Here is a 22236-nt window from a genome sequence, read left to right as displayed (position 1 = left end):
GCCACCAGCACCCCGTTCCAAAAACCCGATCAAAGACCAACTGACGTCGTACGGCGTACAGAACTGTCCTCAGGAGGACTGCAGTGGCGAAGGCGAAGTTCGAGCGGACGAAGCCCCACGTCAACATCGGCACCATCGGTCACATCGACCACGGTAAGACGACCCTTACCGCGGCGATCACCAAGGTGCTGCACGACGCGTACCCGGAGATCAACCCCTTCACGCCGTTCGACCAGATCGACAAGGCGCCGGAGGAGCGGCAGCGCGGTATCACCATCTCCATCGCGCACGTCGAGTACCAGACCGAGGCGCGTCACTACGCCCACGTCGACTGCCCGGGTCACGCGGACTACATCAAGAACATGATCACCGGTGCGGCCCAGATGGACGGTGCGATCCTCGTCGTCGCCGCCACCGACGGCCCGATGCCGCAGACCAAGGAGCACGTCCTCCTGGCCCGCCAGGTCGGCGTCCCCTACATCGTTGTCGCCCTGAACAAGGCCGACATGGTGGACGACGAGGAGATCCTGGAGCTCGTCGAGCTCGAGGTCCGCGAGCTGCTCTCCGAGTACGAGTTCCCGGGCGACGACCTGCCGGTCGTGCGCGTCTCGGCGCTCAAGGCGCTCGAGGGCGACAAGGAGTGGGGCGAGAAGCTCCTCGGCCTGATGCACGCGGTCGACGAGGCCATCCCGACCCCGGCCCGCGCCGTCGAGCAGCCCTTCCTGATGCCGATCGAGGACGTCTTCACGATCACCGGTCGTGGCACCGTCGTCACCGGTCGTATCGAGCGTGGCATCCTCAAGGTCAACGAGACTGTCGACATCATCGGCATCAAGGAGACCAAGACCACCACCACGGTCACCGGCATCGAGATGTTCCGCAAGCTGCTCGACGAGGGCCAGGCCGGTGAGAACGTCGGTCTGCTGCTCCGTGGCATCAAGCGCGAGGACGTCGAGCGCGGCCAGGTCATCATCAAGCCGGGTTCGGTCACGCCGCACACCGACTTCGAGGCCCAGGCCTACATCCTGTCGAAGGACGAGGGTGGCCGTCACACCCCGTTCTTCAACAACTACCGCCCGCAGTTCTACTTCCGTACCACGGACGTGACCGGCGTCGTGACCCTCCCCGAGGGCACCGAGATGGTCATGCCGGGCGACAACACCGGCATGACGGTCGCGCTGATCCAGCCGATCGCCATGGAGGAGGGCCTGAAGTTCGCCATCCGTGAGGGTGGCCGCACCGTCGGCGCCGGCCAGGTCACCAAGATCATCAAGTAATTGATGCTCTGACCTGCCTGCTCCAACAGGCTTTCGAGGGGCCCCGCCCGCCGTCCGCAAGGACGGTGGTCGGGGCCCCTCGTGCTGTTCCGGCTGTTCCGGCGGGCGGTTTGACGACGGATCAGAAAGTGCTCGCGCTGACTACCCTCGCCCAATTGGCGTCAAACCCTGCTGGTATGGCAAGATAGTCAAGTTGCTCGGTTGAGTGCCGATGCTGCGCGCCTCCCGCCGGGAGGACCGGAAGCGAGTCCCATGTACTCGTCGTTCCCGTGATGGCCGTTCATGTGTTCACGTGCTTTGTGTGAATGCAGTGGTGTGTAAGCGACACCGCGGCAGCTGCGGGGCGGACGTACGGGAATCTTCTGGGAAGCGTGGGCGGGGCCTCGACCCGGTGCCTGTGGGTGCAAGACCGACCCGGATCCCGAAGAGGGTTTTTCCCTTTTCTTGAGCGCGAGTGCGACACGCCCGAGCGCGGGGACCGGCGGGAAACCATCCAGGGCACCACCGGAGCAGTCCACCCGGACGAAACCGGCCGTAGAAGCAGCATGACGACTCAAAGGACTACGAGTAGCCATGGCGGGACAGAAGATCCGCATCCGGCTCAAGGCCTACGACCACGAGGTGATTGACTCCTCGGCGAAGAAGATCGTCGAGACCGTCATTCGCACTGGTGCGCAGGTCGCGGGCCCGGTGCCGCTGCCCACTGAGAAGAACGTTTACTGCGTCATCCGCTCGCCGCACAAGTACAAGGACTCGCGCGAGCACTTCGAGATGCGCACTCACAAGCGTCTGATCGACATCCTCGACCCGACCCCGAAGACCGTGGACTCGCTGATGCGCCTCGACCTTCCGGCCGGCGTCGACATCGAGATCAAGCTCTGAGAGGCGCGACGAAGATGGCAAAGCAGATTAAGGGCATCCTGGGCGAGAAGCTCGGCATGACCCAGGTCTGGGACGAGAACAACCGGATCGTTCCGGTGACCGTCGTCAAGGCCGGGCCCAATGTCGTGACCCAGGTCCACACCGCTGATTCCTCGGCCGGCTACGACGCCGTCCAGATCGGCTTCGGCGAGATCGACCCCCGCAAGGTGAACAAGCCCCTCGCGGGTCACTTCGCCAAGGCCGGTGTCACCCCGCGCCGCCACCTGGTCGAGCTGCGTACCTCGGACGCGTCCGAGTACACGCTGGGCCAGGAGATCACCGCCGAGCTGTTCGAGGCGGGTGTCAAGGTCGACGTGACCGGCACCTCCAAGGGCAAGGGCTTCGCCGGTGTCATGAAGCGTCACAACTTCCGCGGCCTCGGCGCCGGTCACGGCGTGCAGCGCAAGCACCGTTCGCCCGGCTCGATCGGTGGCTGCGCCACCCCGGGTCGCGTGTTCAAGGGCATGAGGATGGCCGGCCGGATGGGCCACGAGCGCGTGACCACCCAGAACCTGACCATCCACGCCGTTGACGCGGAGAAGGGGCTGCTCCTGATCAAGGGCGCAATCCCGGGCCCGAACGGCGGCCTCGTCCTCGTCCGCACCGCGGCGAAGGGGCTGTGAGGATATGAGCACCATTGACATCCTGTCGCCCTCGGGCGACAAGAGCGGCAGCCTCGAGCTGCCCGCCGAGATCTTCGACGCCAAGGTCAGCGTTCCGCTGATGCACCAGGTCGTCGTGGCGCAGCTCGCTGCGGCCCGTCAGGGTACCCACAAGGTCAAGTCTCGTGGCGAGGTCCGAGGCGGCGGCCGCAAGCCGTACCGCCAGAAGGGCACCGGCCGCGCCCGTCAGGGCTCGACCCGCGCTCCGCAGTTCGTCGGCGGTGGCGTCGTGCACGGTCCCGTGCCGCGTGACTACTCGCAGCGGACCCCGAAGAAGATGATCGCCGCCGCTCTGCGTGGCGCGCTCACCGACCGGGCCCGCCACAACCGCATCCACGTCGTCACCGACGTGGTCGCGGCCGAGGCGCCGTCGACCAAGGCCGCCAAGGGCCTGTTCGGCAAGATCACCGAGCGCAAGAACATCCTCCTCGTCGTCGAGCGTGCCGACGAGCTGGGTCTGAAGAGCGCCCGCAACCTGCCGAACGTCCACATCCTGGACGCCGGTCAGCTGAACACCTACGACGTGCTCGTCTCCGACGATGTGGTCTTCACCCAGGCCGCCTTCGAGCGTTTCGTGGCCGGTCCGGTCGCGTCCGCCAAGGCTGTTGCCGCTGAGGGCGAGCTCGAAGGGAGCGCCGCCTGATGGCTGCGGACATTACGAGCAAGACGTTCACGGACCCCCGTGACGTCCTGGTGAAGCCGGTTATCTCCGAGAAGAGCTACGCGCTCCTCGACGAGAACAAGTACACGTTCGTCGTGTCGCCGGGCGCCAACAAGACCCAGATCAAGCAGGCCGTCGAGGCGGTCTTCTCGGTCAAGGTCGAGTCGGTCAACACGCTCAACCGTCAGGGCAAGCGCAAGCGCTCCAAGACGGGCTTTGGCAAGCGCAAGGACACCAAGCGCGCCATCGTGACGCTGGCCGAGGGCAACCGCATCGACATCTTCGGTGGTCCGGTCTCCTAACGGGGATCGGATGCGTCGATAAGGACGAGGACGAGAGAGCCAAATGGGCATCCGCAAGTACAAGCCGACTACGCCGGGCCGTCGTGGCTCCAGCGTGGCCGACTTCGTAGAGATCACGCGGTCCACGCCGGAGAAGTCGCTGGTTCGCCCCCTGCACAGCAAGGGCGGCCGTAACAACGCCGGTCGTATCACCGCTCGCCACCAGGGTGGCGGACACAAGCGCGCCTACCGCGTGATCGACTTCCGTCGTCACGACAAGGACGGCGTGCCGGCCAAGGTCGCGCACATCGAGTACGACCCCAACCGCACCGCGCGCATCGCGCTGCTGCACTACGCGGACGGCGAGAAGCGCTACATCATCGCCCCGCGTGGCATCACCCAGGGTGACCGGATTGAGAACGGCCCGTCGGCCGACATCAAGCCGGGCAACAACCTGCCGCTGCGCAACATCCCGGTCGGTACCACCATCCACGCGGTGGAGCTGCGTCCCGGCGGCGGTGCCAAGATGGCCCGCTCCGCGGGTTCCGGCATCCAGCTGCTCGCCCGTGAGGGTCGCATGGCGCACCTGCGCATGCCCTCCGGCGAGATCCGCCTGGTGGACGTGCGCTGCCGCGCGACCGTCGGCGAGGTCGGCAACGCCGAGCAGTCGAACATCAACTGGGGCAAGGCCGGCCGTATGCGCTGGAAGGGCGTTCGCCCGACCGTGCGTGGTGTGGCCATGAACCCGATCGACCACCCGCACGGTGGTGGTGAGGGTAAGACCTCCGGTGGTCGCCACCCGGTTTCGCCGTGGGGCCAGAAGGAGGGTCGTACCCGTAAGCCCGGCAAGGCTTCGGACGCCCTCATCGTGCGCCGCCGCAAGACCAACAAGAAGCGCTAGGAGCAGGTCAGATGCCGCGCAGTCTCAAGAAGGGCCCCTTCATCGACGGCCACCTCATCAAGAAGGTGGACGCTCAGAACGAGGCGGGTACCCAGAACGTCATCAAGACCTGGTCCCGTCGCTCCGTGATCAGCCCGAGCATGCTCGGTCACACGATCGCGGTTCACGATGGTCGCAAGCACGTCCCGGTGTTCGTCACCGAGTCGATGGTCGGCCACAAGCTCGGCGAGTTCGCTCCGACCCGCACCTTCCGCGGCCACGTCAAGGACGACCGCAAGTCGAAGCGTCGCTAGTCGCCGGCAGAACTGCCAAACGACTCAAATGACTTACACCAGCAAGGGGACAACCATGGAAGCCAGGGCCCAGGCGCGGTACATCCGCGTCACGCCCATGAAGGCCCGCCGCGTGGTGGACCTCATCCGTGGCCTGAACGCCACGGAGGCCCAGGCGATCCTGCGGTTCGCTCCGCAGGCCGCCACCGTGCCGGTCGGCAAGGTGCTCAACAGCGCCATTGCCAACGCCGCGCACAACTACAACCACAACAACGTGGACGACCTCGTCATCAGCGAGGCGTACGTTGACGAGGGCCCGACCCTGAAGCGGTTCCGTCCGCGCGCCCAGGGCCGTGCCTACCGGATCCGCAAGCGGACCAGCCACATCACCGTGGTCGTCAGCAGCAAGGAAGGGACCCGGTAATGGGCCAGAAGGTTAACCCGCACGGGTTCCGTCTCGGCATCAGCACGGACTTCAAGTCCCGCTGGTACGCCGACAAGCTGTACTCGGACTACGTCAAGGAAGACGTTGCCATTCGTCGCATGATGACGAAGGGCATGGAGCGCGCCGGTATCTCGAAGGTTGAGATCGAGCGCACCCGCGACCGCGTCCGGGTCGACATCCACACCGCTCGCCCCGGCATCGTGATCGGTCGCCGTGGCACCGAGGCCGACCGCATCCGCGGCGACCTCGAGAAGCTGACCGGCAAGCAGGTCCAGCTGAACATCCTCGAGGTCAAGAACCCCGAGCTGGACGCCCAGCTCGTGGCTCAGGGCGTCGCGGAGCAGCTGTCCTCCCGCGTGTCGTTCCGCCGTGCCATGCGCAAGTCGATGCAGGGCACCATGAAGTCCGGCGCCAAGGGCATCAAGGTCCAGTGCTCCGGTCGTCTCGGCGGCGCCGAGATGAGCCGTTCGGAGTTCTACCGCGAGGGTCGTGTGCCGCTGCACACCCTTCGCGCGAACGTCGACTACGGCTTCTTCGAGGCCAAGACGACCTTCGGCCGCATCGGCGTGAAGGTCTGGATCTACAAGGGCGACGTCAAGAACATCGCCGAGGTCCGCGCTGAGAACGCTGCTGCCCGCTCGGGCAACCGTCCGGCCCGCAACGACGCCCGCCCCGCGCGTGGCGGCGAGCGCGGTGGCCGTGGCGGCGAGCGCGGTGGCGCCCGTGGCGGTCGTCGTCCCGCGAACACCGAGGCCCCCGCGGCCCCGGTGAGCGAGGCGCCGGCTGCTGAGAGCACCGGAACGGAGGCCTGACCTCATGCTGATCCCCCGTCGGGTCAAGCACCGCAAGCAGCACCACCCGAAGCGCCGCGGCGCTTCGAAGGGTGGCACCGAACTCGCGTTCGGCGAGTACGGCATCCAGGCCGTCACCCCGGCCTACGTGACGAACCGGCAGATCGAGTCCGCTCGTATCGCCATCACCCGTCACATCAAGCGTGGCGGCAAGGTCTGGATCAACATCTACCCGGACCGCCCCCTCACCAAGAAGCCTGCCGAGACCCGCATGGGTTCCGGTAAGGGTTCGCCGGAGTGGTGGATCGCCAACGTTCACCCGGGACGGGTCATGTTCGAGCTGTCCTACCCCAACGAGAAGGTGGCTCGTGAGGCGCTCACTCGCGCTGCTCACAAGCTCCCGATGAAGTGCCGGATTGTCCGGCGCGAGGCAGGTGAGAGCTGATGTCGGCCGGCACCAAGGCTGCTGAGCTGCGCGAGCTGGACAACGAGGCCCTCGTTGCCAAGCTCCGCGAGGCCAAGGAGGAGCTGTTCAACCTCCGCTTCCAGGCGGCGACCGGACAGCTCGACAACCACGGACGGCTCCGGCTGGTCCGTAAGGACATCGCGCGGATCTACACCCTGATGCGCGAGCGCGAGCTGGGCATCGAGACGGTGGAGAACGCCTGATGACTGAGAACACCAACGAGACGCGCGGTTTCCGCAAGACCCGTGAGGGTCTCGTCGTCAGCGACAAGATGGACAAGACCGTCGTCGTCGCCGTCGAGGACCGCGTCAAGCACGCTCTGTACGGCAAGGTCATCCGCCGTACGAACAAGCTGAAGGCGCACGACGAGCAGAACGCGTGCGGCATCGGTGACCGGGTCCTGCTTGCGGAGACCCGCCCGCTGTCCGCGACGAAGCGCTGGCGCGTCGTCGAGATCCTCGAGAAGGCCAAGTAACGAAGTTGTCCGGGTACGGCCGTATGTGCACCAGGTCCCTCGCGGGCGCTGGTGTGAGCAGCGGCCGGCCCGCCAGCTCTCGTTGACGATCAGGAGAAAGTTGTGATCCAGCAGGAGTCGCGACTGCGTGTCGCCGACAACACGGGCGCGAAGGAAATCCTTTGCATCCGCGTTCTCGGTGGCTCCGGTCGCCGCTACGCCGGCATCGGGGACGTCATCGTCGCCACCGTCAAGGACGCGATCCCCGGTGGCACCGTCAAGAAGGGCGACGTCGTCAAGTGCGTCATCGTCCGTACCGTGAAGTCGCGCCGTCGTCCCGACGGCTCGTACATCCGGTTCGACGAGAACGCCGCTGTCGTGCTCAAGAACACCGACGGTGATCCTCGTGGCACCCGCATCTTCGGCCCGGTGGGCCGCGAGCTGCGTGACAAGAAGTTCATGAAGATCATCTCGCTGGCGCCGGAGGTGCTCTAACCATGGCGAACAGCATGAAGATCAAGAAGGGTGACCTGGTTCAGGTCATCACCGGCAAGGACCGCGGCAAGCAGGGCAAGGTCATCCAGGCCATGCCCGCTGAGAACAAGGTCCTCGTCGAGGGTGTGAACCGGGTCAAGAAGCACACCAAGCCCGGCCAGGGCACCGCCGGTGGCATCATCACCGTCGAGGCCCCGGTGCACGTTTCCAACGTGCAGCTGGTCGTGGAGAAGGACGGCAAGAAGGTCGTCACTCGCGTTGGTTACCGCTTCGATGACGAGGGCAACAAGATCCGCGTTGCCAAGCGAACCGGTGAGGACATCTGATGTCTGAGACGACCATCGAGAACGTTGAGAAGGTGGCCCCCCGCCTCAAGGCGCGTTACAACGCCGAGATCAAGGGCCAGCTGCAGGAGGAGTTCTCCTACGAGAACGTCATGCTGATCCCCGGCCTGGTCAAGGTCGTGGTCAACATGGGTGTGGGCGAGGCCGCCCGCGACTCCAAGCTGATCGAGGGCGCCATCCGCGACCTCACCGCCATCACCGGCCAGAAGCCGGCGGTGACGAAGGCTCGCAAGTCCATCGCGCAGTTCAAGCTGCGTGAGGGCCAGCCGATCGGCACCCACGTCACCCTCCGTGGTGACCGCATGTGGGAGTTCCTGGACCGTCTGGTGACGCTGGCGCTGCCGCGTATCCGTGACTTCCGTGGCCTCTCCCCGAAGCAGTTCGACGGCCGTGGCAACTACACCTTCGGTCTGACCGAGCAGGTCATGTTCCACGAGATCGACCAGGACAAGGTCGACCGTCAGCGCGGTATGGACATCACCGTCGTGACCACCGCTCAGACCGACGACGAGGGCCGGGCGCTGCTGCGCGCTCTGGGCTTCCCGTTCAAGGAGGCGTAGTCCCATGGCGAAGAAGTCCCTCATCGCGAAGGCCGAGCGTAAGCCGAAGTTCGGCGTCCGGGGTTACACCCGCTGCCAGCGCTGCGGCCGTCCGCACTCGGTGTACCGCAAGTTCGGCCTGTGCCGTGTGTGCCTCCGTGAGATGGCCCACCGTGGCGAGCTGCCGGGCGTGACCAAGAGCTCCTGGTAGTCCAGGACCTCTCGGTAGCGGTAACAACACTGCGAAGCAGCGGTGCCCGATCCCACATCGCCCAGATTTGGGCAGCCTTACGGTTTCCCGTAAGGTAGTGGGGTCGGGCCCCCTGCCGCGGCATTCCCTATGGATGTCTGCGGCCCTTCTTCGGAGGGCTCGCACCCAGTCTTACTAACGCCGCAGGTCCCCTGCGTCTGTGCCCCTGCCGCACTCCTCGGAGTGCGGCGGGGGGACCTGGCGCGGAGAAACCACGGCGAGAGAGGCCTGAGGCCATCATGACCATGACCGACCCCATCGCAGACATGCTCACGCGTCTGCGTAACGCGAACTCGGCGTACCACGACACCGTGGCGATGCCGGCTAGCAAGATCAAGTCGCACGTCGCGCAGATCCTGCAGCAGGAGGGTTACATCTCCAGCTGGAAGGTCGAGGAGCCGCAGGAGGGCGAGGTCGGCAAGAAGCTGACCATCGAGCTCAAGTTCGGCCCCAACCGTGAGCGCTCGATCGCTGGTATCAAGCGCATCAGCAAGCCGGGCCTGCGGGTCTACGCAAAGTCCACCAACCTGCCGAAGGTCCTCGGCGGCCTGGGCGTGGCGATCATCTCCACGTCCTCGGGTCTCCTCACGGACAAGCAGGCCGCCAAGAAGGGCGTAGGCGGAGAAGTTCTCGCCTACGTCTGGTAATTCGGGAAACGGAGGTACAGCAATGTCGCGCATTGGACGGCTGCCCATCCCGGTTCCCGCCGGCGTGGACGTCACCATCGATGGCCAGGCGGTCTCGGTGAAGGGCCCCAAGGGCTCCCTCACCCACGTTGTCGCCGAGCCGATCGAGATCGGCAAGGACGAGAACGGCACTCTGGTTGTCACTCGCCCGAACGACGAGCGTCAGTCGAAGGCCCTGCACGGCCTTTCCCGCACGCTGGTGGCGAACATGATCACCGGCGTGACCGCGGGCTACCGCAAGTCGCTGGAGATCAGCGGTGTTGGTTACCGAGTCGCAGCGAAGGGCTCCAGCATGGAGTTCCAGCTCGGCTACAGCCACCCGATCCTGATCGAGGCCCCGGAGGGCATCTCCTTCGTGGTCGAGTCGCCCACCAAGTTCCACGTGGACGGGATCGACAAGCAGCTGGTCGGCGAGGTTTCGGCCAAGATCCGCAAGCTGCGCAAGCCCGACCCGTACAAGGCCAAGGGCGTCAAGTACGCGGGCGAGGTCATCCGCCGCAAGGTCGGAAAGAGCGGTAAGTAAGCCATGAGTCTTTCTGTCAAGATCGGCAAGGGCAACGGCTACAAGAACGCCGCCCGCAAGCGCCGCGCGATCCGCGTTCGCAAGCGCGTCACCGGTACCGAGGCGCGTCCGCGTCTCGTGGTGACCCGCTCGAACCGCCACATCTTCGCCCAGGTCATCGACGACGCCAAGGGTCACACCCTCGCGTCGGCGTCCACCCTCGACGTGTCCGTCAAGGGCAACGAGGGCGACAAGACCGAGCTGGCCAAGAAGGTCGGAGCCCTGGTCGCCGAGCGCACCAAGGCCGCCGGCATCGAGACGGTCGTCTTCGACCGCGCGGGCAACCGTTACGCGGGGCGCATCGCCGCCCTGGCGGACGCCGCCCGTGAGGCCGGGCTCGACTTCTAAGCCGCTCGTCGGCTCAGTCGACGGACGTAATCGAGAGAGGTAATTCCAATGGCTGGACCCCAGCGCCGCGGTAGCGGCGCCGGCGGCGGCACCGGCGGTGGCGAGCGGCGTGACCGTAAGCGTGACGACCGGGGCAACGCCCCCGCCGTCGAGAAGACCGCTTACGTTGAGCGCGTCGTAGCGATCAACCGTGTCGCCAAGGTTGTCAAGGGTGGTCGTCGTTTCAGCTTCACCGCGCTGGTCGTGGTGGGCGACGCCGACGGCACCGTGGGTGTTGGTTACGGGAAGGCGAAGGAGGTTCCGGCCGCCATCGCCAAGGGTGTTGAGGAGGCCAAGAAGAACTTCTTCAAGGTCCCCCGTATCCAGGGCACCATCCCGCACCCGATCCAGGGCGAGAAGGCCGCTGGCGTCGTGCTCCTGAAGCCGGCTTCCCCCGGTACCGGTGTTATCGCCGGTGGCCCGGTGCGTGCCGTCCTGGAGTGCGCCGGCGTTCACGACATCCTGTCGAAGTCGCTCGGCTCGGACAACGCGATCAACATCGTGCACGCCACCGTGGCTGCTCTGAAGGGCCTCGTGCGCCCCGAGGAGATCGCCGCGCGTCGTGGTCTGCCGCTCGAGGACGTGGCCCCGGCCGCCCTGCTGCGCGCTCGCGCCGCCGGCACCGCCGCCGCTGCGACCGCTGGGGCGGGTGTCTGATGGCTCGCCTGAAGATCACGCAGACCAAGAGCTACATCGGCAGCAAGCAGAACCACCGCGAGACGCTGCGCTCGCTGGGTCTGAAGCGCATGCACGATGTGGTCGTCAAGGAGGACCGTCCCGAGATCCGCGGGATGGCCCAGACCGTGCGTCACCTCGTCACGGTCGAGGAGGTGGACTGATCATGTCTGACAACCCGATCAAGATCCACAACCTGCGTCCCGCCCCGGGTGCCAAGACCGCCAAGACCCGTGTCGGTCGTGGTGAGGCGTCCAAGGGTAAGACCGCCGGTCGTGGTACCAAGGGTACGAAGGCCCGCTACCAGGTTCCGCAGCGCTTCGAGGGTGGCCAGATGCCCCTCCACATGCGCCTGCCGAAGCTGAAGGGCTTCAAGAACCCCTTCAAGATCACCTTCCAGGTGGTCAACCTCGACAAGCTGGCCGAGCTCTACCCGCAGGGTGGCGAGGTCACGGTCGAGGGTCTCGTCGAGAAGGGCGCGGTTCGCAAGAACTCGCTCGTCAAGGTGCTCGGCACCGGCGAGATCTCCGTCGCGCTGCAGGTCTCGGTGGACGCCGTCTCCGGCTCCGCCGCCGAGAAGATCCAGGCCGCCGGCGGGACCGTCACCGAGCTGATCTGACCGCCTGAGGCAGTCGATCGCTCGCGCTGACACCGCGTCAGAACCAAAGCCCCGTCCCTCATTCGAGGGGCGGGGCTTTGGTCGTTCCAACTGATCCACGACACGAATTTGCCGATCAAGCCGGGCCAAATCCGGGCATCTGGGCGCGGCTTCGGCAACCCCGCGGCGCACGAGCTTCTTCTTCGTTGCCACACACTGTTAGAGTCCGTGGAGTTCCCTTGTAGCCTGCCCCAGGCTGCCGCGGAGCTGGACAACCTCAACTCCCATCATCAGGACCGACCCTCCCGCCGACGACGCGCGGGAGGCGCAGGAGGCACCGTGCTCAGTGCGTTCGCGCGGGCGTTCAAGACGCCCGACCTGCGCAAGAAGCTGCTGTTCACGCTGGGCATCATGGTGCTGTTCCGGATGGGTGCGCACATTCCCGTCCCCGGCGTCAATTTCAAAGCCGTGAACGAGTGCGTCAAGCAGAGCAACAGCGGCCTCTTCGGCCTCGTCAACCTGTTCAGCGGCGGCGCGCTGCTGCAGCTGACGATTTTTGCGCTCGGCATCATGCCGTACATCACCGCCAGCATCATCCTGCAGCTGCTGACCGTCGTGATCCCGCGACTCGAGGCGCTGAAGAAGGAGGGGCAGGCCGGTACGACGAAGATCACCCAGTACACCCGGTACCTGACCATCGCGCTGGCGATCCTGCAGGGCACCGGCATCGTGGCGACCGCCTCGAACGGTGCGCTCTTCTCCAGCTGCACCTACGGCAACCAGGTCGTCCCCGACACCTCGGTCTTCCGGATCGCCACCATGGTCATCACCATGACCGCGGGCACCACCGTGATCATGTGGCTCGGTGAGCTCATCACCGACCGCGGCATCGGCAACGGCATGTCGATCCTGATCTTCACCTCGATCGCCTCCGGCTTCCCGGGCAACCTCTGGTCGATCAAGAAGGCCGGCAAGATCGGCGGCGGCTGGTTCGACTTCTTCGCCGTCCTGGCGGTCGGCGTCGTCGTGGTGGTGCTGGTCATCTTCGTCGAGCAGGCCCAGCGCCGGATCCCGGTGCAGTACGCGAAGCGGATGATCGGGCGGCGGGCCTTCGGTGGTACGTCGACCTACATCCCGCTCAAGGTGAACCAGGCCGGTGTCATCCCGGTCATCTTCGCCTCCTCGCTGCTCTACATCCCCGCGCTGGTCGCGCAGCTGACCAACAGCAAGGCCGGCTGGGCGGTCTGGGTCCAGAACAACTTCACCAAGGGTGACCACCCGGCGTACATGATCGCGTACTTCGTGCTGATCGTGTTCTTCGCCTTCTTCTACGTCGCGATCTCCTTCAACCCCGAAGAAGTTGCCGACAACATGAAGAAGTATGGTGGCTTCATCCCGGGCATCCGGGCTGGTCGGCCCACGGCCGAGTACCTGAACTACGTGCTGACCCGCATCACCTGGCCGGGTTCGCTCTACCTGGGCCTCATCGCGTTGATCCCGATGATCGGCCTGGTCGCCCTGAACGCGAGCACCACGATCCCGTTCGGTGGCACCAGCATCCTCATCATCGTCGGTGTCGGACTCGAAACTGTGAAGCAGATCGAGAGCCAGCTCCAGCAGCGTAATTACGAAGGGTTCCTCCGCTGATGCGTATCGTCCTCGTCGGACCTCCCGGGGCCGGGAAGGGTACTCAGGCGCACGTGCTCGCCAAGACCCTGTCCATTCCCCACATCTCCACCGGTGACCTGTTCCGGGCCAACATCAGCCAGAAGACCCCGCTCGGGGTCGAGGCCAAGGGCTACATGGACAAGGGCCAGCTCGTACCGGACGAGGTGACCATCGGGATGGCCAAGGACCGCCTCCTGCAGTCGGACGCCGACTCGGGCTTCCTGCTCGACGGCTTCCCGCGCAACCTGGCCCAGGCCAAGGCGCTGGACGAGCACCTGGCCGAGCAGGGCATCGCCCTGAACGGCGTGCTCGACCTGGAGGTCCCCGAGGACGAGGTGGTCAAGCGGATCGCCGGCCGCCGGCTGTGCCGCAACGAGGGCAGCCACGTGTTCCACGTGGTCTACAACCCGCCGGCCGTCGAGGGCGTCTGCGACCACTGCGGTGGCGAGCTGTACCAGCGCTCGGACGACACCGAGACGGCGGTCCGCACCCGGCTGGAGGTCTACCACACGGAGACCGAGCCGATCATCGACTACTACCGCCAGCAGGGCCTGGTGACCACCATCTCGGCGCTCGGCAAGGTCGACGAGGTGACGCAGCGCGCGGTCGAGGCGCTGCAGGCCCGCACGCAGGGCTGATCGACGCCTGCTCTCCGCACGGCCGCGGTACCCGGATCGGGTACCGCGGCCGTGTCGCGTCGTACGGTGGGGGAGTGGATGCGCCGTCCGGCAAGGACCGGGTGGCGAACTCTTAACGAAAGGCACTGGCCAGATGGTGGAGATCAAGACCCCCGAGCAGGTCGCGAAGATGCGGGTGGCCGGGCTGGTCGTCGCCGAGGCGCTCAAGGCCTGCCGCGAGGCGGTCGCGCCCGGGGTGAGCACCCAGGAGCTCAACGACATCGCGGCCAAGGTGATCGCCGACCACGGTGCCACCTCCAACTTCCGCGCCCACCACGGCGGCCTCTGGTTCCCCGGGGTGATCTGCGCCTCGGTCAACAACGAGGTGGTGCACGGCATCCCCGGTGAGCGGGTGCTGGCCGAGGGCGACATCATCTCCATCGACTGCGGCGCGATCGTGGACGGCTGGCACGGCGACGCGGCGATCACCGTCGAGGTCGGCGAGGTCCGCCCCGAGGTCGCGATGCTCAGCCGGGTCACCGAGGGCTCGATGTGGGCCGGCATCGCCCAGATGAAGAAGGGCAACCGCCTGGTCGACGTCTCCAAGGCGATCGAGGGCTTCATCCGACGCCAGCCGCTGCCGCCCAAGGGCAAGTGGGGCATCACCGAGGGCTACGGCGGCCACGGCATCGGCACCGCCATGCACATGGAGCCGCACGTGCTGAACTACGTGGAGCGCGGCCGGGGCAAGGGCCCCAAGCTGGTGCCCGGCACGGTGCTGGCGATCGAGCCGATGGTCTCGCTCGGCACCCCGCACACCGCGGTGCTGGAGGACGACTGGACGGTCGTCACCAACGACGGCACCTGGGCCTCGCACTGGGAGCACTCGGTGGCCGTCACCGAGCAGGGTCCGCTGGTGCTCACCGCCTTCGACGGCGGAAAGGCCCAGCTCGCGGCCCTCGGCGTGACCGCAGCGCCCGACCCGCTGGGCTGAGCCGGTATCGTTCTGCCTTCAGCGGCAGGCGAAATCGGACAATAGGGGTATCAAGTGCTCAAGGGTTTCCGCGACTTCATGATGCGCGGCAACGTCGTCGACATGGGCGTCGGCATCGTGATCGGGTCGGCGTTCACGGCGGTGGTCACCGGGTTCGTCAAGGCGTTCCTCACCCCGCTGGTGGGCGTGGTGGTCGGGGCGACCGGCGACTTCAGCAGCTACACCTTCACGGTGCTGAAGGTCACCTTCCCGTACGGCGCGTTCCTGAACGTGCTGATCGCCTTCCTGATGACCGCCGCGGTGCTCTACTTCTTCGTGGTGCTGCCGGTGACCAGGGCCACCGCCCGCTACCTGCCGAAGAAGCCGAAGGTCGCCAAGCGGCCCTGCCCGGAGTGCCTGACCGAGATCCCCGAGGCCGCCAGCCGCTGCGCGGCCTGCACCGCCCAGGTCCAGCCGCTCGCCTTTCCGGCGCAGCAGCGCTGAGGCTCGTTTTGGTCGCTGAGCGGACGGTGGCGTAGGATGGACCGTCGGCTCACTCGTAGCGTGCTTCAGCACGCCCTCTTCCCTCCGGGGATGGGGTGAACCCAGGTTCGCACGAGCGTGCCGCATACGGTAGCCGGTCCCGGAAGGTGGATCTCGTAGTTCATGGCAAAGAAGCAAGGCGCCATTGAGATCGAGGGCACCGTGATCGAGTCTCTGCCGAACGCCATGTTCAAGGTGGAGCTGCAGAACGGTCACAAGGTCCTCGCGCACATCAGCGGCAAGATGCGGATGCACTACATCCGAATCCTGCCGGATGACCGCGTCGTCGTGGAGCTGAGCCCCTACGACCTGACTCGCGGCCGCATCGTCTACCGCTACAAGTAAGACCCCGTCCCTCGCGCTTGGCGAGGGTCGACCACTGTCAGATCTAGACCCGGAGAACCTGAACCATGAAGGTCAAGCCGAGCGTCAAGAAGATCTGCGACAAGTGCAAGGTGATCCGCCGCCACGGCCGGGTCATGGTGATCTGCGACAACCTGCGCCACAAGCAGCGCCAGGGCTGATCCTCCCGCATTTCTCGTAGCACCTTCGCGCGACGCGCACAGCGCCCACCGGCGCTGTCCATGTACAACGGGCCGCCCGATCCAGCCGCAACGCTGGACTGCCACCCCCGGTCAGAGGCCGGGGCTCGCACACCGAGAGGTGTCCGGGTAGGCGGTTCGTAAGACCTCTGAAAGAACCACAGGAGCCATGAATGGCACGCCTCGCCGGCGTTGATCTCCCCCGCGAGAAGCGGATCGAGATCGCCCTCACGTACGTCTACGGCATCGGCCGTACCCGCGCCCAGCAGACGCTGGCCGAGACTGGCGTGAACCCCGACATCCGCGTCCGCGACATCTCCGAGGACGACCTCGTCAAGCTGAGCAAGTGGATCGAGGCCAACTACCGCGTCGAGGGTGACCTCCGCCGCGAGGTTGCCGCCGACATCCGCCGCAAGGTCGAGATCGGCTGCTACGAGGGTCTGCGTCACCGCCGTGGCCTGCCCGTCCGCGGTCAGCGCACCCACACCAACGCGCGTACCCGCAAGGGCCCGCGTCGCGCGATTGCCGGCAAGAAGAAGCCGGGCAAGAAGTAGTCCGCCCGTTAACCGGACATCCCTCCGGCCCGCGGGTTAGCGGACCGACCACCTCAGTAGGAGAAACAGACTTATGCCCCCCAAGGGTCGTCAGGCTGCCGGCGCGAAGAAGATCCGCCGCAAGGAAAAGAAGAACGTCGCTCACGGGCACGCCCACATCAAGAGCACGTTCAACAACACCATCGTTTCGATCACCGACCCCGCGGGCAACGTGATCTCCTGGGCCTCTGCCGGCCACGTCGGCTTCAAGGGCTCGCGCAAGTCCACCCCGTTCGCCGCGCAGATGGCCGCCGAGGCCGCCGCGCGTCGTGCGCAGGAGCACGGCATGCGCAAGGTCGACGTCTTCGTGAAGGGTCCGGGCTCCGGCCGCGAGACCGCGATCCGTTCGCTCCAGGCCACCGGCCTGGAGGTCGGCTCGATCCAGGACGTCACCCCCACCCCGCACAACGGCTGCCGTCCGCCGAAGCGCCGTCGCGTCTGACGCGTCACCGCGTCCGACACGTCGCCTTCGGGTGCGAGTGTCCCAACACCACGTACGGGGTCCTGTTTCAGACGGGACCCCGTACGCTGGTCTTGTTCGGCATCAAATAGTGGGTGCCGAAAACAACTGGAGGATCTGAACCATGCTGATCGCTCAGCGTCCCTCGCTGACCGAAGAGGTTGTGGACGAGTACCGCTCGCGGTTCGTCATCGAGCCGCTGGAGCCGGGCTTCGGCTACACCCTCGGCAACTCGCTTCGCCGCACGCTCCTCTCCTCGATCCCCGGTGCCGCTGTCACCAGCATCCGGGTCGACGGTGTCCTGCACGAGTTCACCACCGTGCCGGGCGTCAAGGAGGACGTCACCGACCTCATCCTCAACATCAAGCAGCTGGTCGTCTCCTCGGAGCACGACGAGCCGGTCGTGATGTACCTGCGCAAGCAGGGCCCGGGTGTGGTCACCGCCGCCGACATCGCGCCCCCGGCCGGTGTCGAGGTGCACAACCCCGAGCTGGTCCTGGCCACGCTGAACGGCAAGGGCAAGCTGGAGATGGAGCTGACCGTCGAGCGCGGTCGCGGCTACGTCTCCGCCGTGCAGAACAAGGCCTCCGGCCAGGAGATCGGCCGGATCCCGGTCGACTCGATCTACAGCCCCGTGCTGAAGGTCACCTACAAGGTCGAGGCCACCCGTGTCGAGCAGCGGACCGACTTCGACAAGCTGATCGTCGACGTCGAGACCAAGCCCGCCATGCGCCCGCGTGACGCCATGGCCTCGGCCGGCAAGACCCTGGTGGAGCTGTTCGGCCTCGCTCGCGAGCTGAACATCGACGCCGAGGGCATCGACATGGGCCCGTCCCCGACGGACGCCGCCCTGGCCGCCGACCTGGCGCTGCCGATCGAGGAGCTGGAGCTCACCGTTCGGTCCTACAACTGCCTCAAGCGCGAGGGCATCCACACCGTGGGTGAGCTCGTGGCCCGCTCCGAGGCCGACCTGCTCGACATCCGCAACTTCGGTGCGAAGTCGATCGACGAGGTCAAGGCGAAGCTGGCCGGCATGGGCCTGGCTCTCAAGGACAGCCCGCCCGGGTTCGACCCGACCGCCGCCGCCGACGCCTTCGGCGCCGACGACCTGGACGACGCGGGTTACGCGGAGACCGAGCAGTACTGATGAGTTTGCGGTGGGGGCGACTCCCAGCGGGTCGCCCCCACTTCAATGCAAGGAACTAAGTCGTCCGGGCAACCGTGCCCGGCCGCCCGTTCCGGTACCTGATACGGCCGGACTCGGAGATTCAAGGAGCTACCATGCCCCGTCCCGCGAAGGGTGCCCGCCTCGGCGGTGGCCCCCACCACGAGCCGCTGCTGCTCGCCGGCCTGTGCCGCGAGCTCTTCCAGTACGGCCGCATCACCACGACCGAGGCCAAGGCCCGTCGGATGCGCCCGCTGGCGGAGAAGCTGATCACCAAGGCGAAGGTCGGCGACATCCACAACCGTCGCATCGTCCGCAAGACGATCACCGACGTTGCGGTGCTGCACACCCTCTTCACCGAGATCGCGCCGCGCTACGAGAACCGCCCCGGCGGTTACACCCGCATCACCAAGATCGGTCCCCGTCGTGGCGACAACGCCCCGATGGCCGTGATCGAGCTGGTCGAGGCGCTGACCGTCGCGCAGACCGCCGTCGGTGAGGCCGAGGCCGCCACCAAGCGCGCCGTCAAGGAGACTGCTGCCGAGACGGACGCCGCCCCGGCTGCCGCCGAGGTCGCCGACGCCGCTCCGGCCGCCGAGGCCGAGCAGGCCTGACACCGGTAGGTGTCGCGCAGGCCTCGCGCCTGCAGGTGTACTGCACGGGCCCGTTTCCCCGCTTCGGCGGGGGAGCGGGCCCGTTCCCTTTGCTACGGAAGGTATGTGTGGTGAACGACTGCGCCGAGCAGCCGCCCGTGAAGGACGGCCCCGCCGAGGGGCATGTGCGGATCCGGCTCGACCTGGCCTACCACGGGGCCGAGTTCTCCGGCTGGGCCCGCCAGCGCGGCCGGCGCACCGTGCAGGAGGAGATCGAGAGCGCCCTGCAGGTGGTCACCCGCAGCGCCGAGCCGTTCCCGCTGACCGTGGCCGGGCGGACCGACGCCGGCGTGCACGCGCGCGGGCAGGTGGCACACGTCGACCTGCCGGTCGGGCTCTGGGCCGAGCACGGCGAGAAGCTGCTGCGCCGGCTGGCCGGGCGGCTGCCGGGCGACGTGCGGATCTACCGGGTCACCGAGGCGCCGGCCGGCTTCGACGCGCGCTTCGCGGCGGTCTGGCGGCGCTACGCCTACCGGGTGGCCGACCACCAGGGCGGGGTGGACCCGCTGCTGCGCGGGCACGTGCTCTGGCACGACCGGCCGCTGGACGTCGAGAAGATGAACGAGGCGGCCCGGCTGCTGCTCGGCGAGCACGACTTCGCCGCGTACTGCAAGAAGCGCGAGGGTGCCACCACCATCCGCACCCTGCTGGAGCTGCACTGGGACCGGGTGCCGGTGGACCCGTACGCGGCCCAGGAGGGCTCGCTCGCGGTGGCCACGGTGCGGGCCGACGCCTTCTGCCACAACATGGTGCGGGCCCTGGTCGGTGCGATGCTGCTGGTCGGCGACGGGCACCGCCCGGTGGAGTTCCCGGGCGAGGTGCTGGCCGGTGGGGTGCGCAACAGCGCCGTCAACGTGATCAGGCCGCACGGGCTGACCCTGGAGGAGGTCGGCTACCCGGCCGACGACCAGCTCGCCGAGCGCAACCGGCTGGCCCGCCGGATGCGCACGCTGCCCGGCCAGGGCTGATCCCCGGCTAATCCATTTGGTGGCACCACGCGGGCACTGCACAATTTCGACTCATGGGACACGTCGAGATTTCGCACCTTGAGTACTACCTGCCGGACGGGCGGGTGCTGTTCGACGACGCGTCCTTCCGGGTCGGCGAGGGATCAGCGGTCGCCCTGGTGGGGGCCAACGGCGCCGGCAAGACCACCCTCCTGCGGATGATCGCGGGGGACACCCAGCCGCACGGCGGCACGGTGACGGTCAGCGGCGGCCTGGGCGTGATGCGCCAGTTCGTCGGCACCACCGGCCGCGAGGACCTGCGAGAGACGCCCGGCGCCCTGCCGCCGGACGCCTCGGTGCGCGACCTGCTGGTCTCGGTGGCCCCGCCGCGGATCGCGCAGGCCGCGAAGGCGGTGGACGCCGCCGAGCTCGCGATGATGGCGCAGGACGACGAGAAGTCGCAGATGGCCTACGCCCAGGCGCTCTCCGACTGGGCGGACGCGGGCGGCTACGACTACGAGACCGACTGGGACGTCTGCACCATGGCGGCCCTCGGGATGCCGTTCGACCGGGCGCAGTTCCGCGGGCTGAACACCCTCTCCGGCGGCGAGCAGAAGCGCCTGGTGCTGGAGTGCCTGCTGCGCGGCCCCGACGAGGTGCTGCTGCTCGACGAGCCGGACAACTACCTCGACGTCCCGGGCAAGCGCTGGCTGGAGGAGGCCATCAAGGCCAGCTCCAAGACCGTGCTCTACATCTCGCACGACCGCGAGCTGCTCTCCCGGACCGCCGACAAGATCATCAGCGTCGAGTCGGGCTTCGGTGGCGGCGGGAGCAGCGTCTGGGTGCACGGCGGCGGTTTCGACTCCTTCCACGAGGCCCGCAAGGAGCGCTTCGCCCGCTTCGAGGAGCTCGGCCGCCGCTGGGACGAGGAGCACGCCAAGCTGAAGAAGCTGGTGGTCACGCTGCGCCAGGCGGCCTCGGTCAGCCACGCGCTCGCCACCCGCTACGCCGCCGCGCAGACCCGGCTGAAGAAGTTCGAGGAGGCCGGCCGCCCCGAGGAGCCGCCGCGCGAGCAGAACATCACCATGCGCCTCAAGGGCGGTCGCACCGGCGTGCGGGCGCTCACCCTTGCGCAGCTCGAGCTCACCGGGCTGATGCAGCCCTTCGACCTGGAGGTCTTCTACGGCCAGCGGGTGGCGGTGCTCGGCTCCAACGGCTCCGGCAAGTCGCACTTCCTGCGGCTGCTGGCGGGCGACGGGACGGTGCGGCACAGCGGCGGCTTCAAGCTGGGCGCCCGGGTGGTGCCGGGCCACTTCCGCCAGACCCACGCCCACCCCGAGCTGTTCGGGCGCACGGTGCGCTCGATCATCGAGGAGGAGCACGCGCTGGACCGCAAGGCGGCGATGGGCGCGCTGCGCCGCTACGAGCTGGACAAGCAGGAGGAGCAGAAGTTCGAGTCGCTCTCCGGTGGCCAGCAGGCCAGGCTGATGATCCTCAAGCTGGAGCTGCAGGGCGTCACCGCGCTGCTGCTCGACGAGCCCACGGACAACCTCGACCTGGAGAGCGCCGAGGCGCTGCAGGAGGCGCTGGAGTCCTTCGAGGGCACGGTGCTCGCCGTCACCCACGACCGCTGGTTCGCCAAGACCTTCGACCGCTTCGTGGTCTTCGGTGCCGACGGCCGGGTCTACGAGGCTCCGGAACCGGTCTGGGACGAGTCCCGGGTGCAGCGCGAGCGGTGACGCCCGTGGGGATTTGGCCCTGCCTCGCGCAGCCGGTAGGCTGAGCACTTGTTGTGCGTATTGGCTCGCTCCATCTCACGTGAGAGGTCATTACGCCGGAGATACCAGGCCGACGACCAGCGGCTCCCCTTGAATTGCGTCCAAGTGGAACCAGGCTGATCTCCTCGTCCGGGTGCTCCTGTCAGGACTCACTCACTGAAAAGCGAAGGCTACGACCGTGCGTACGTACAGCCCCAAGCCCGGCGACGTCCAGCGTCAGTGGCACGTCATCGACGCGACCGACGTCGTGCTCGGCCGCCTGGCCTCCCAGGCCGCCAACCTGCTCCGCGGCAAGCACAAGGCGATCTACGCGCCGCACGTTGACACTGGTGACTTCGTCATCATCATCAACGCCGACAAGGTGCACCTGTCCGGTAACAAGAAGACCCAGAAGCTGGCCTACCGCCACTCGGGCTTCCCGGGCGGTCTGCGCTCGGTGCGCTACGACGACCTGCTGGACAAGAACCCGGAGAAGGCCGTCGAGAAGGCCATCAAGGGCATGATCCCCAAGAACACCCTGGGCCGTCAGATGCTCTCGAAGCTGAAGGTCTACTCGGGCGACCAGCACCCGCACGCTGCCCAGCAGCCGGTGCCGTTCGAGATCTCCCAGGTCGCGCAGTAATTCCGGCC

General features: G+C 67.0%; 35 protein-coding genes. All 35 read left to right on the top strand.

Going from position 1 to position 22236, the window contains the following annotated elements; genetic code table 11:
* The first annotated feature begins 83 nt into the window (after positions 1-83).
* Positions 84-1277 carry an elongation factor Tu gene (gene tuf / locus OG500_RS16215; protein ID WP_327067388.1) on the top strand — a complete coding sequence of 398 codons (1194 nt, stop codon included), beginning with the start codon at positions 84-86 and terminating at the stop codon, positions 1275-1277.
* Between the two features lie 573 nt (positions 1278-1850).
* Positions 1851-2159, top strand: a complete 309-nt coding sequence (gene rpsJ, locus OG500_RS16210) for a 30S ribosomal protein S10 (protein WP_012785157.1) — start codon at positions 1851-1853, stop codon at positions 2157-2159.
* 14 nt (positions 2160-2173) lie between these two features.
* Entirely contained in the window at positions 2174-2821 is a 648-nt protein-coding gene (gene rplC / locus OG500_RS16205) for a 50S ribosomal protein L3 (protein ID WP_327067387.1), read from the top strand.
* Positions 2822-2825: 4 nt separating this feature from the next.
* Positions 2826-3503 (top strand): 50S ribosomal protein L4, encoded by a 678-nt coding sequence (gene rplD / locus OG500_RS16200; RefSeq protein ID WP_327067386.1) that lies wholly within the window; start codon positions 2826-2828, stop codon positions 3501-3503.
* The gene (rplW, locus tag OG500_RS16195) at positions 3503-3823 is read left to right on the top strand and encodes a 50S ribosomal protein L23 (protein ID WP_035848160.1); all 321 of its coding nucleotides are present in this window, start codon (positions 3503-3505) and stop codon (positions 3821-3823) included. The genes rplD and rplW overlap by 1 nt, the downstream gene beginning before the upstream one ends.
* A 43-nt stretch (positions 3824-3866) precedes the next feature.
* Complete coding sequence (gene rplB / locus OG500_RS16190; RefSeq protein ID WP_327067385.1) at positions 3867-4703, top strand: 50S ribosomal protein L2; 837 nt, start codon at positions 3867-3869, stop codon at positions 4701-4703.
* Between the two features lie 11 nt (positions 4704-4714).
* Positions 4715-4996 (top strand): 30S ribosomal protein S19, encoded by a 282-nt coding sequence (gene rpsS / locus OG500_RS16185; RefSeq protein ID WP_035848164.1) that lies wholly within the window; start codon positions 4715-4717, stop codon positions 4994-4996.
* 55 nt (positions 4997-5051) lie between these two features.
* Entirely contained in the window at positions 5052-5399 is a 348-nt protein-coding gene (gene rplV, locus OG500_RS16180) for a 50S ribosomal protein L22 (RefSeq protein ID WP_280692195.1), read from the top strand.
* A complete protein-coding gene (rpsC, locus tag OG500_RS16175) occupies positions 5399-6232 on the top strand; it encodes a 30S ribosomal protein S3 (protein ID WP_327067383.1) in 834 nt (277 codons plus the stop codon). Before rplV ends, rpsC begins: the two co-directional genes overlap by 1 nt.
* 4 nt (positions 6233-6236) lie before the next feature.
* A complete protein-coding gene (rplP, locus tag OG500_RS16170) occupies positions 6237-6656 on the top strand; it encodes a 50S ribosomal protein L16 (RefSeq protein WP_327067382.1) in 420 nt (139 codons plus the stop codon).
* Positions 6656-6880, top strand: coding sequence for a 50S ribosomal protein L29 (gene rpmC / locus OG500_RS16165; protein ID WP_101381388.1), 225 nt, complete (start codon positions 6656-6658; stop codon positions 6878-6880). The genes rplP and rpmC overlap by 1 nt, the downstream gene beginning before the upstream one ends.
* Complete coding sequence (gene rpsQ, locus OG500_RS16160) at positions 6880-7152, top strand: 30S ribosomal protein S17 (RefSeq protein ID WP_110670527.1); 273 nt, start codon at positions 6880-6882, stop codon at positions 7150-7152. Before rpmC ends, rpsQ begins: the two co-directional genes overlap by 1 nt.
* Before the next feature lie 102 nt (positions 7153-7254).
* The gene (rplN, locus tag OG500_RS16155) at positions 7255-7626 is read left to right on the top strand and encodes a 50S ribosomal protein L14 (protein WP_035848171.1); all 372 of its coding nucleotides are present in this window, start codon (positions 7255-7257) and stop codon (positions 7624-7626) included.
* Positions 7627-7640: 14 nt separating this feature from the next.
* Entirely contained in the window at positions 7641-7952 is a 312-nt protein-coding gene (gene rplX, locus OG500_RS16150) for a 50S ribosomal protein L24 (protein WP_035853973.1), read from the top strand.
* A complete protein-coding gene (gene rplE, locus OG500_RS16145; RefSeq protein WP_327067381.1) occupies positions 7952-8530 on the top strand; it encodes a 50S ribosomal protein L5 in 579 nt (192 codons plus the stop codon). The genes rplX and rplE overlap by 1 nt, the downstream gene beginning before the upstream one ends.
* Positions 8531-8534: 4 nt before the next feature.
* Positions 8535-8720: a type Z 30S ribosomal protein S14 gene (locus tag OG500_RS16140; RefSeq protein WP_030251570.1), complete on the top strand. Its 186-nt coding sequence runs from the start codon at positions 8535-8537 to the stop codon at positions 8718-8720.
* A gap of 278 nt (positions 8721-8998) precedes the next feature.
* Entirely contained in the window at positions 8999-9406 is a 408-nt protein-coding gene (rpsH, locus tag OG500_RS16135) for a 30S ribosomal protein S8 (RefSeq protein ID WP_184937226.1), read from the top strand.
* 22 nt (positions 9407-9428) lie between these two features.
* On the top strand, positions 9429-9968 hold the full coding sequence (rplF, locus tag OG500_RS16130) for a 50S ribosomal protein L6 (protein WP_184937229.1): 540 nt from the start codon (positions 9429-9431) through the stop codon (positions 9966-9968).
* A gap of 3 nt (positions 9969-9971) precedes the next feature.
* Positions 9972-10355 carry a 50S ribosomal protein L18 gene (gene rplR / locus OG500_RS16125; protein ID WP_327067380.1) on the top strand — a complete coding sequence of 128 codons (384 nt, stop codon included), beginning with the start codon at positions 9972-9974 and terminating at the stop codon, positions 10353-10355.
* Positions 10356-10403: 48 nt separating this feature from the next.
* Positions 10404-11051, top strand: a complete 648-nt coding sequence (gene rpsE, locus OG500_RS16120) for a 30S ribosomal protein S5 (RefSeq protein WP_327067379.1) — start codon at positions 10404-10406, stop codon at positions 11049-11051.
* Positions 11051-11233 carry a 50S ribosomal protein L30 gene (gene rpmD / locus OG500_RS16115; RefSeq protein WP_030300409.1) on the top strand — a complete coding sequence of 61 codons (183 nt, stop codon included), beginning with the start codon at positions 11051-11053 and terminating at the stop codon, positions 11231-11233. The genes rpsE and rpmD overlap by 1 nt, the downstream gene beginning before the upstream one ends.
* 2 nt (positions 11234-11235) lie before the next feature.
* A complete protein-coding gene (gene rplO / locus OG500_RS16110; RefSeq protein ID WP_391446271.1) occupies positions 11236-11688 on the top strand; it encodes a 50S ribosomal protein L15 in 453 nt (150 codons plus the stop codon).
* A gap of 318 nt (positions 11689-12006) precedes the next feature.
* Positions 12007-13314, top strand: a complete 1308-nt coding sequence (secY, locus tag OG500_RS16105) for a preprotein translocase subunit SecY (RefSeq protein WP_327067378.1) — start codon at positions 12007-12009, stop codon at positions 13312-13314.
* Positions 13314-13973 (top strand): adenylate kinase, encoded by a 660-nt coding sequence (locus tag OG500_RS16100; protein WP_327067377.1) that lies wholly within the window; start codon positions 13314-13316, stop codon positions 13971-13973. The genes secY and OG500_RS16100 overlap by 1 nt, the downstream gene beginning before the upstream one ends.
* A 133-nt stretch (positions 13974-14106) precedes the next feature.
* A complete protein-coding gene (gene map / locus OG500_RS16095) occupies positions 14107-14946 on the top strand; it encodes a type I methionyl aminopeptidase (RefSeq protein ID WP_327067376.1) in 840 nt (279 codons plus the stop codon).
* Between the two features lie 54 nt (positions 14947-15000).
* Complete coding sequence (gene mscL / locus OG500_RS16090) at positions 15001-15429, top strand: large conductance mechanosensitive channel protein MscL (RefSeq protein ID WP_327067375.1); 429 nt, start codon at positions 15001-15003, stop codon at positions 15427-15429.
* A gap of 162 nt (positions 15430-15591) precedes the next feature.
* Positions 15592-15813 carry a translation initiation factor IF-1 gene (gene infA, locus OG500_RS16085; protein ID WP_003956442.1) on the top strand — a complete coding sequence of 74 codons (222 nt, stop codon included), beginning with the start codon at positions 15592-15594 and terminating at the stop codon, positions 15811-15813.
* A 65-nt stretch (positions 15814-15878) separates the two neighbouring features.
* Complete coding sequence (rpmJ, locus tag OG500_RS16080; protein ID WP_003956441.1) at positions 15879-15992, top strand: 50S ribosomal protein L36; 114 nt, start codon at positions 15879-15881, stop codon at positions 15990-15992.
* Positions 15993-16183: 191 nt separating this feature from the next.
* Complete coding sequence (gene rpsM / locus OG500_RS16075; protein WP_327067374.1) at positions 16184-16564, top strand: 30S ribosomal protein S13; 381 nt, start codon at positions 16184-16186, stop codon at positions 16562-16564.
* 73 nt (positions 16565-16637) lie between these two features.
* Positions 16638-17045, top strand: a complete 408-nt coding sequence (rpsK, locus tag OG500_RS16070) for a 30S ribosomal protein S11 (RefSeq protein WP_030232513.1) — start codon at positions 16638-16640, stop codon at positions 17043-17045.
* 142 nt (positions 17046-17187) lie between these two features.
* On the top strand, positions 17188-18210 hold the full coding sequence (locus OG500_RS16065; RefSeq protein WP_035800873.1) for a DNA-directed RNA polymerase subunit alpha: 1023 nt from the start codon (positions 17188-17190) through the stop codon (positions 18208-18210).
* A 134-nt stretch (positions 18211-18344) separates the two neighbouring features.
* Positions 18345-18842 (top strand): 50S ribosomal protein L17, encoded by a 498-nt coding sequence (gene rplQ, locus OG500_RS16060; protein ID WP_327067373.1) that lies wholly within the window; start codon positions 18345-18347, stop codon positions 18840-18842.
* A 107-nt stretch (positions 18843-18949) separates the two neighbouring features.
* Positions 18950-19849, top strand: a complete 900-nt coding sequence (gene truA, locus OG500_RS16055; RefSeq protein WP_327067372.1) for a tRNA pseudouridine(38-40) synthase TruA — start codon at positions 18950-18952, stop codon at positions 19847-19849.
* A 53-nt stretch (positions 19850-19902) separates the two neighbouring features.
* Positions 19903-21567, top strand: coding sequence for an ABC-F family ATP-binding cassette domain-containing protein (locus OG500_RS16050; RefSeq protein ID WP_327067371.1), 1665 nt, complete (start codon positions 19903-19905; stop codon positions 21565-21567).
* 217 nt (positions 21568-21784) lie between these two features.
* Positions 21785-22228: a 50S ribosomal protein L13 gene (rplM, locus tag OG500_RS16045; protein ID WP_327067370.1), complete on the top strand. Its 444-nt coding sequence runs from the start codon at positions 21785-21787 to the stop codon at positions 22226-22228.
* Positions 22229-22236: the final 8 nt, after the last annotated feature.

This window comes from Kitasatospora sp. NBC_01250, assembly GCF_036226465.1.
Taxonomy (GTDB): Bacteria; Actinomycetota; Actinomycetes; order Streptomycetales; family Streptomycetaceae; genus Kitasatospora.
Note: the sequence above shows the minus strand (reverse complement) of the source record. Positions and strands in the feature narration are given on the sequence as shown.

Bases quoted from the DNA above. Each gene is read 5' to 3' on its own strand.
- rpsJ (WP_012785157.1), top strand. From the start codon at position 1,851: ATGGCGGGACAGAAGATCCGCATCCGGCTCAAGGCCTACGACCACGAG.
- rplC (WP_327067387.1), top strand. From the start codon at position 2,174: ATGGCAAAGCAGATTAAGGGCATCCTGGGCGAGAAGCTCGGCATGACC.
- rplD (WP_327067386.1), top strand. From the start codon at position 2,826: ATGAGCACCATTGACATCCTGTCGCCCTCGGGCGACAAGAGCGGCAGC.
- rplW (WP_035848160.1), top strand. From the start codon at position 3,503: ATGGCTGCGGACATTACGAGCAAGACGTTCACGGACCCCCGTGACGTC.
- rplB (WP_327067385.1), top strand. From the start codon at position 3,867: ATGGGCATCCGCAAGTACAAGCCGACTACGCCGGGCCGTCGTGGCTCC.
- rpsS (WP_035848164.1), top strand. From the start codon at position 4,715: ATGCCGCGCAGTCTCAAGAAGGGCCCCTTCATCGACGGCCACCTCATC.
- rplV (WP_280692195.1), top strand. From the start codon at position 5,052: ATGGAAGCCAGGGCCCAGGCGCGGTACATCCGCGTCACGCCCATGAAG.
- rpsC (WP_327067383.1), top strand. From the start codon at position 5,399: ATGGGCCAGAAGGTTAACCCGCACGGGTTCCGTCTCGGCATCAGCACG.
- rplP (WP_327067382.1), top strand. From the start codon at position 6,237: ATGCTGATCCCCCGTCGGGTCAAGCACCGCAAGCAGCACCACCCGAAG.
- rpmC (WP_101381388.1), top strand. From the start codon at position 6,656: ATGTCGGCCGGCACCAAGGCTGCTGAGCTGCGCGAGCTGGACAACGAG.
- rpsQ (WP_110670527.1), top strand. From the start codon at position 6,880: ATGACTGAGAACACCAACGAGACGCGCGGTTTCCGCAAGACCCGTGAG.
- rplX (WP_035853973.1), top strand. From the start codon at position 7,641: ATGAAGATCAAGAAGGGTGACCTGGTTCAGGTCATCACCGGCAAGGAC.
- rplE (WP_327067381.1), top strand. From the start codon at position 7,952: ATGTCTGAGACGACCATCGAGAACGTTGAGAAGGTGGCCCCCCGCCTC.
- OG500_RS16140 (WP_030251570.1), top strand. From the start codon at position 8,535: ATGGCGAAGAAGTCCCTCATCGCGAAGGCCGAGCGTAAGCCGAAGTTC.
- rpsH (WP_184937226.1), top strand. From the start codon at position 8,999: ATGACCATGACCGACCCCATCGCAGACATGCTCACGCGTCTGCGTAAC.
- rplF (WP_184937229.1), top strand. From the start codon at position 9,429: ATGTCGCGCATTGGACGGCTGCCCATCCCGGTTCCCGCCGGCGTGGAC.
- rplR (WP_327067380.1), top strand. From the start codon at position 9,972: ATGAGTCTTTCTGTCAAGATCGGCAAGGGCAACGGCTACAAGAACGCC.
- rpsE (WP_327067379.1), top strand. From the start codon at position 10,404: ATGGCTGGACCCCAGCGCCGCGGTAGCGGCGCCGGCGGCGGCACCGGC.
- rpmD (WP_030300409.1), top strand. From the start codon at position 11,051: ATGGCTCGCCTGAAGATCACGCAGACCAAGAGCTACATCGGCAGCAAG.
- rplO (WP_391446271.1), top strand. From the start codon at position 11,236: ATGTCTGACAACCCGATCAAGATCCACAACCTGCGTCCCGCCCCGGGT.
- OG500_RS16100 (WP_327067377.1), top strand. From the start codon at position 13,314: ATGCGTATCGTCCTCGTCGGACCTCCCGGGGCCGGGAAGGGTACTCAG.
- map (WP_327067376.1), top strand. From the start codon at position 14,107: ATGGTGGAGATCAAGACCCCCGAGCAGGTCGCGAAGATGCGGGTGGCC.
- infA (WP_003956442.1), top strand. From the start codon at position 15,592: ATGGCAAAGAAGCAAGGCGCCATTGAGATCGAGGGCACCGTGATCGAG.
- rpmJ (WP_003956441.1), top strand. From the start codon at position 15,879: ATGAAGGTCAAGCCGAGCGTCAAGAAGATCTGCGACAAGTGCAAGGTG.
- rpsM (WP_327067374.1), top strand. From the start codon at position 16,184: ATGGCACGCCTCGCCGGCGTTGATCTCCCCCGCGAGAAGCGGATCGAG.
- rpsK (WP_030232513.1), top strand. From the start codon at position 16,638: ATGCCCCCCAAGGGTCGTCAGGCTGCCGGCGCGAAGAAGATCCGCCGC.
- OG500_RS16065 (WP_035800873.1), top strand. From the start codon at position 17,188: ATGCTGATCGCTCAGCGTCCCTCGCTGACCGAAGAGGTTGTGGACGAG.
- rplQ (WP_327067373.1), top strand. From the start codon at position 18,345: ATGCCCCGTCCCGCGAAGGGTGCCCGCCTCGGCGGTGGCCCCCACCAC.
- OG500_RS16050 (WP_327067371.1), top strand. From the start codon at position 19,903: ATGGGACACGTCGAGATTTCGCACCTTGAGTACTACCTGCCGGACGGG.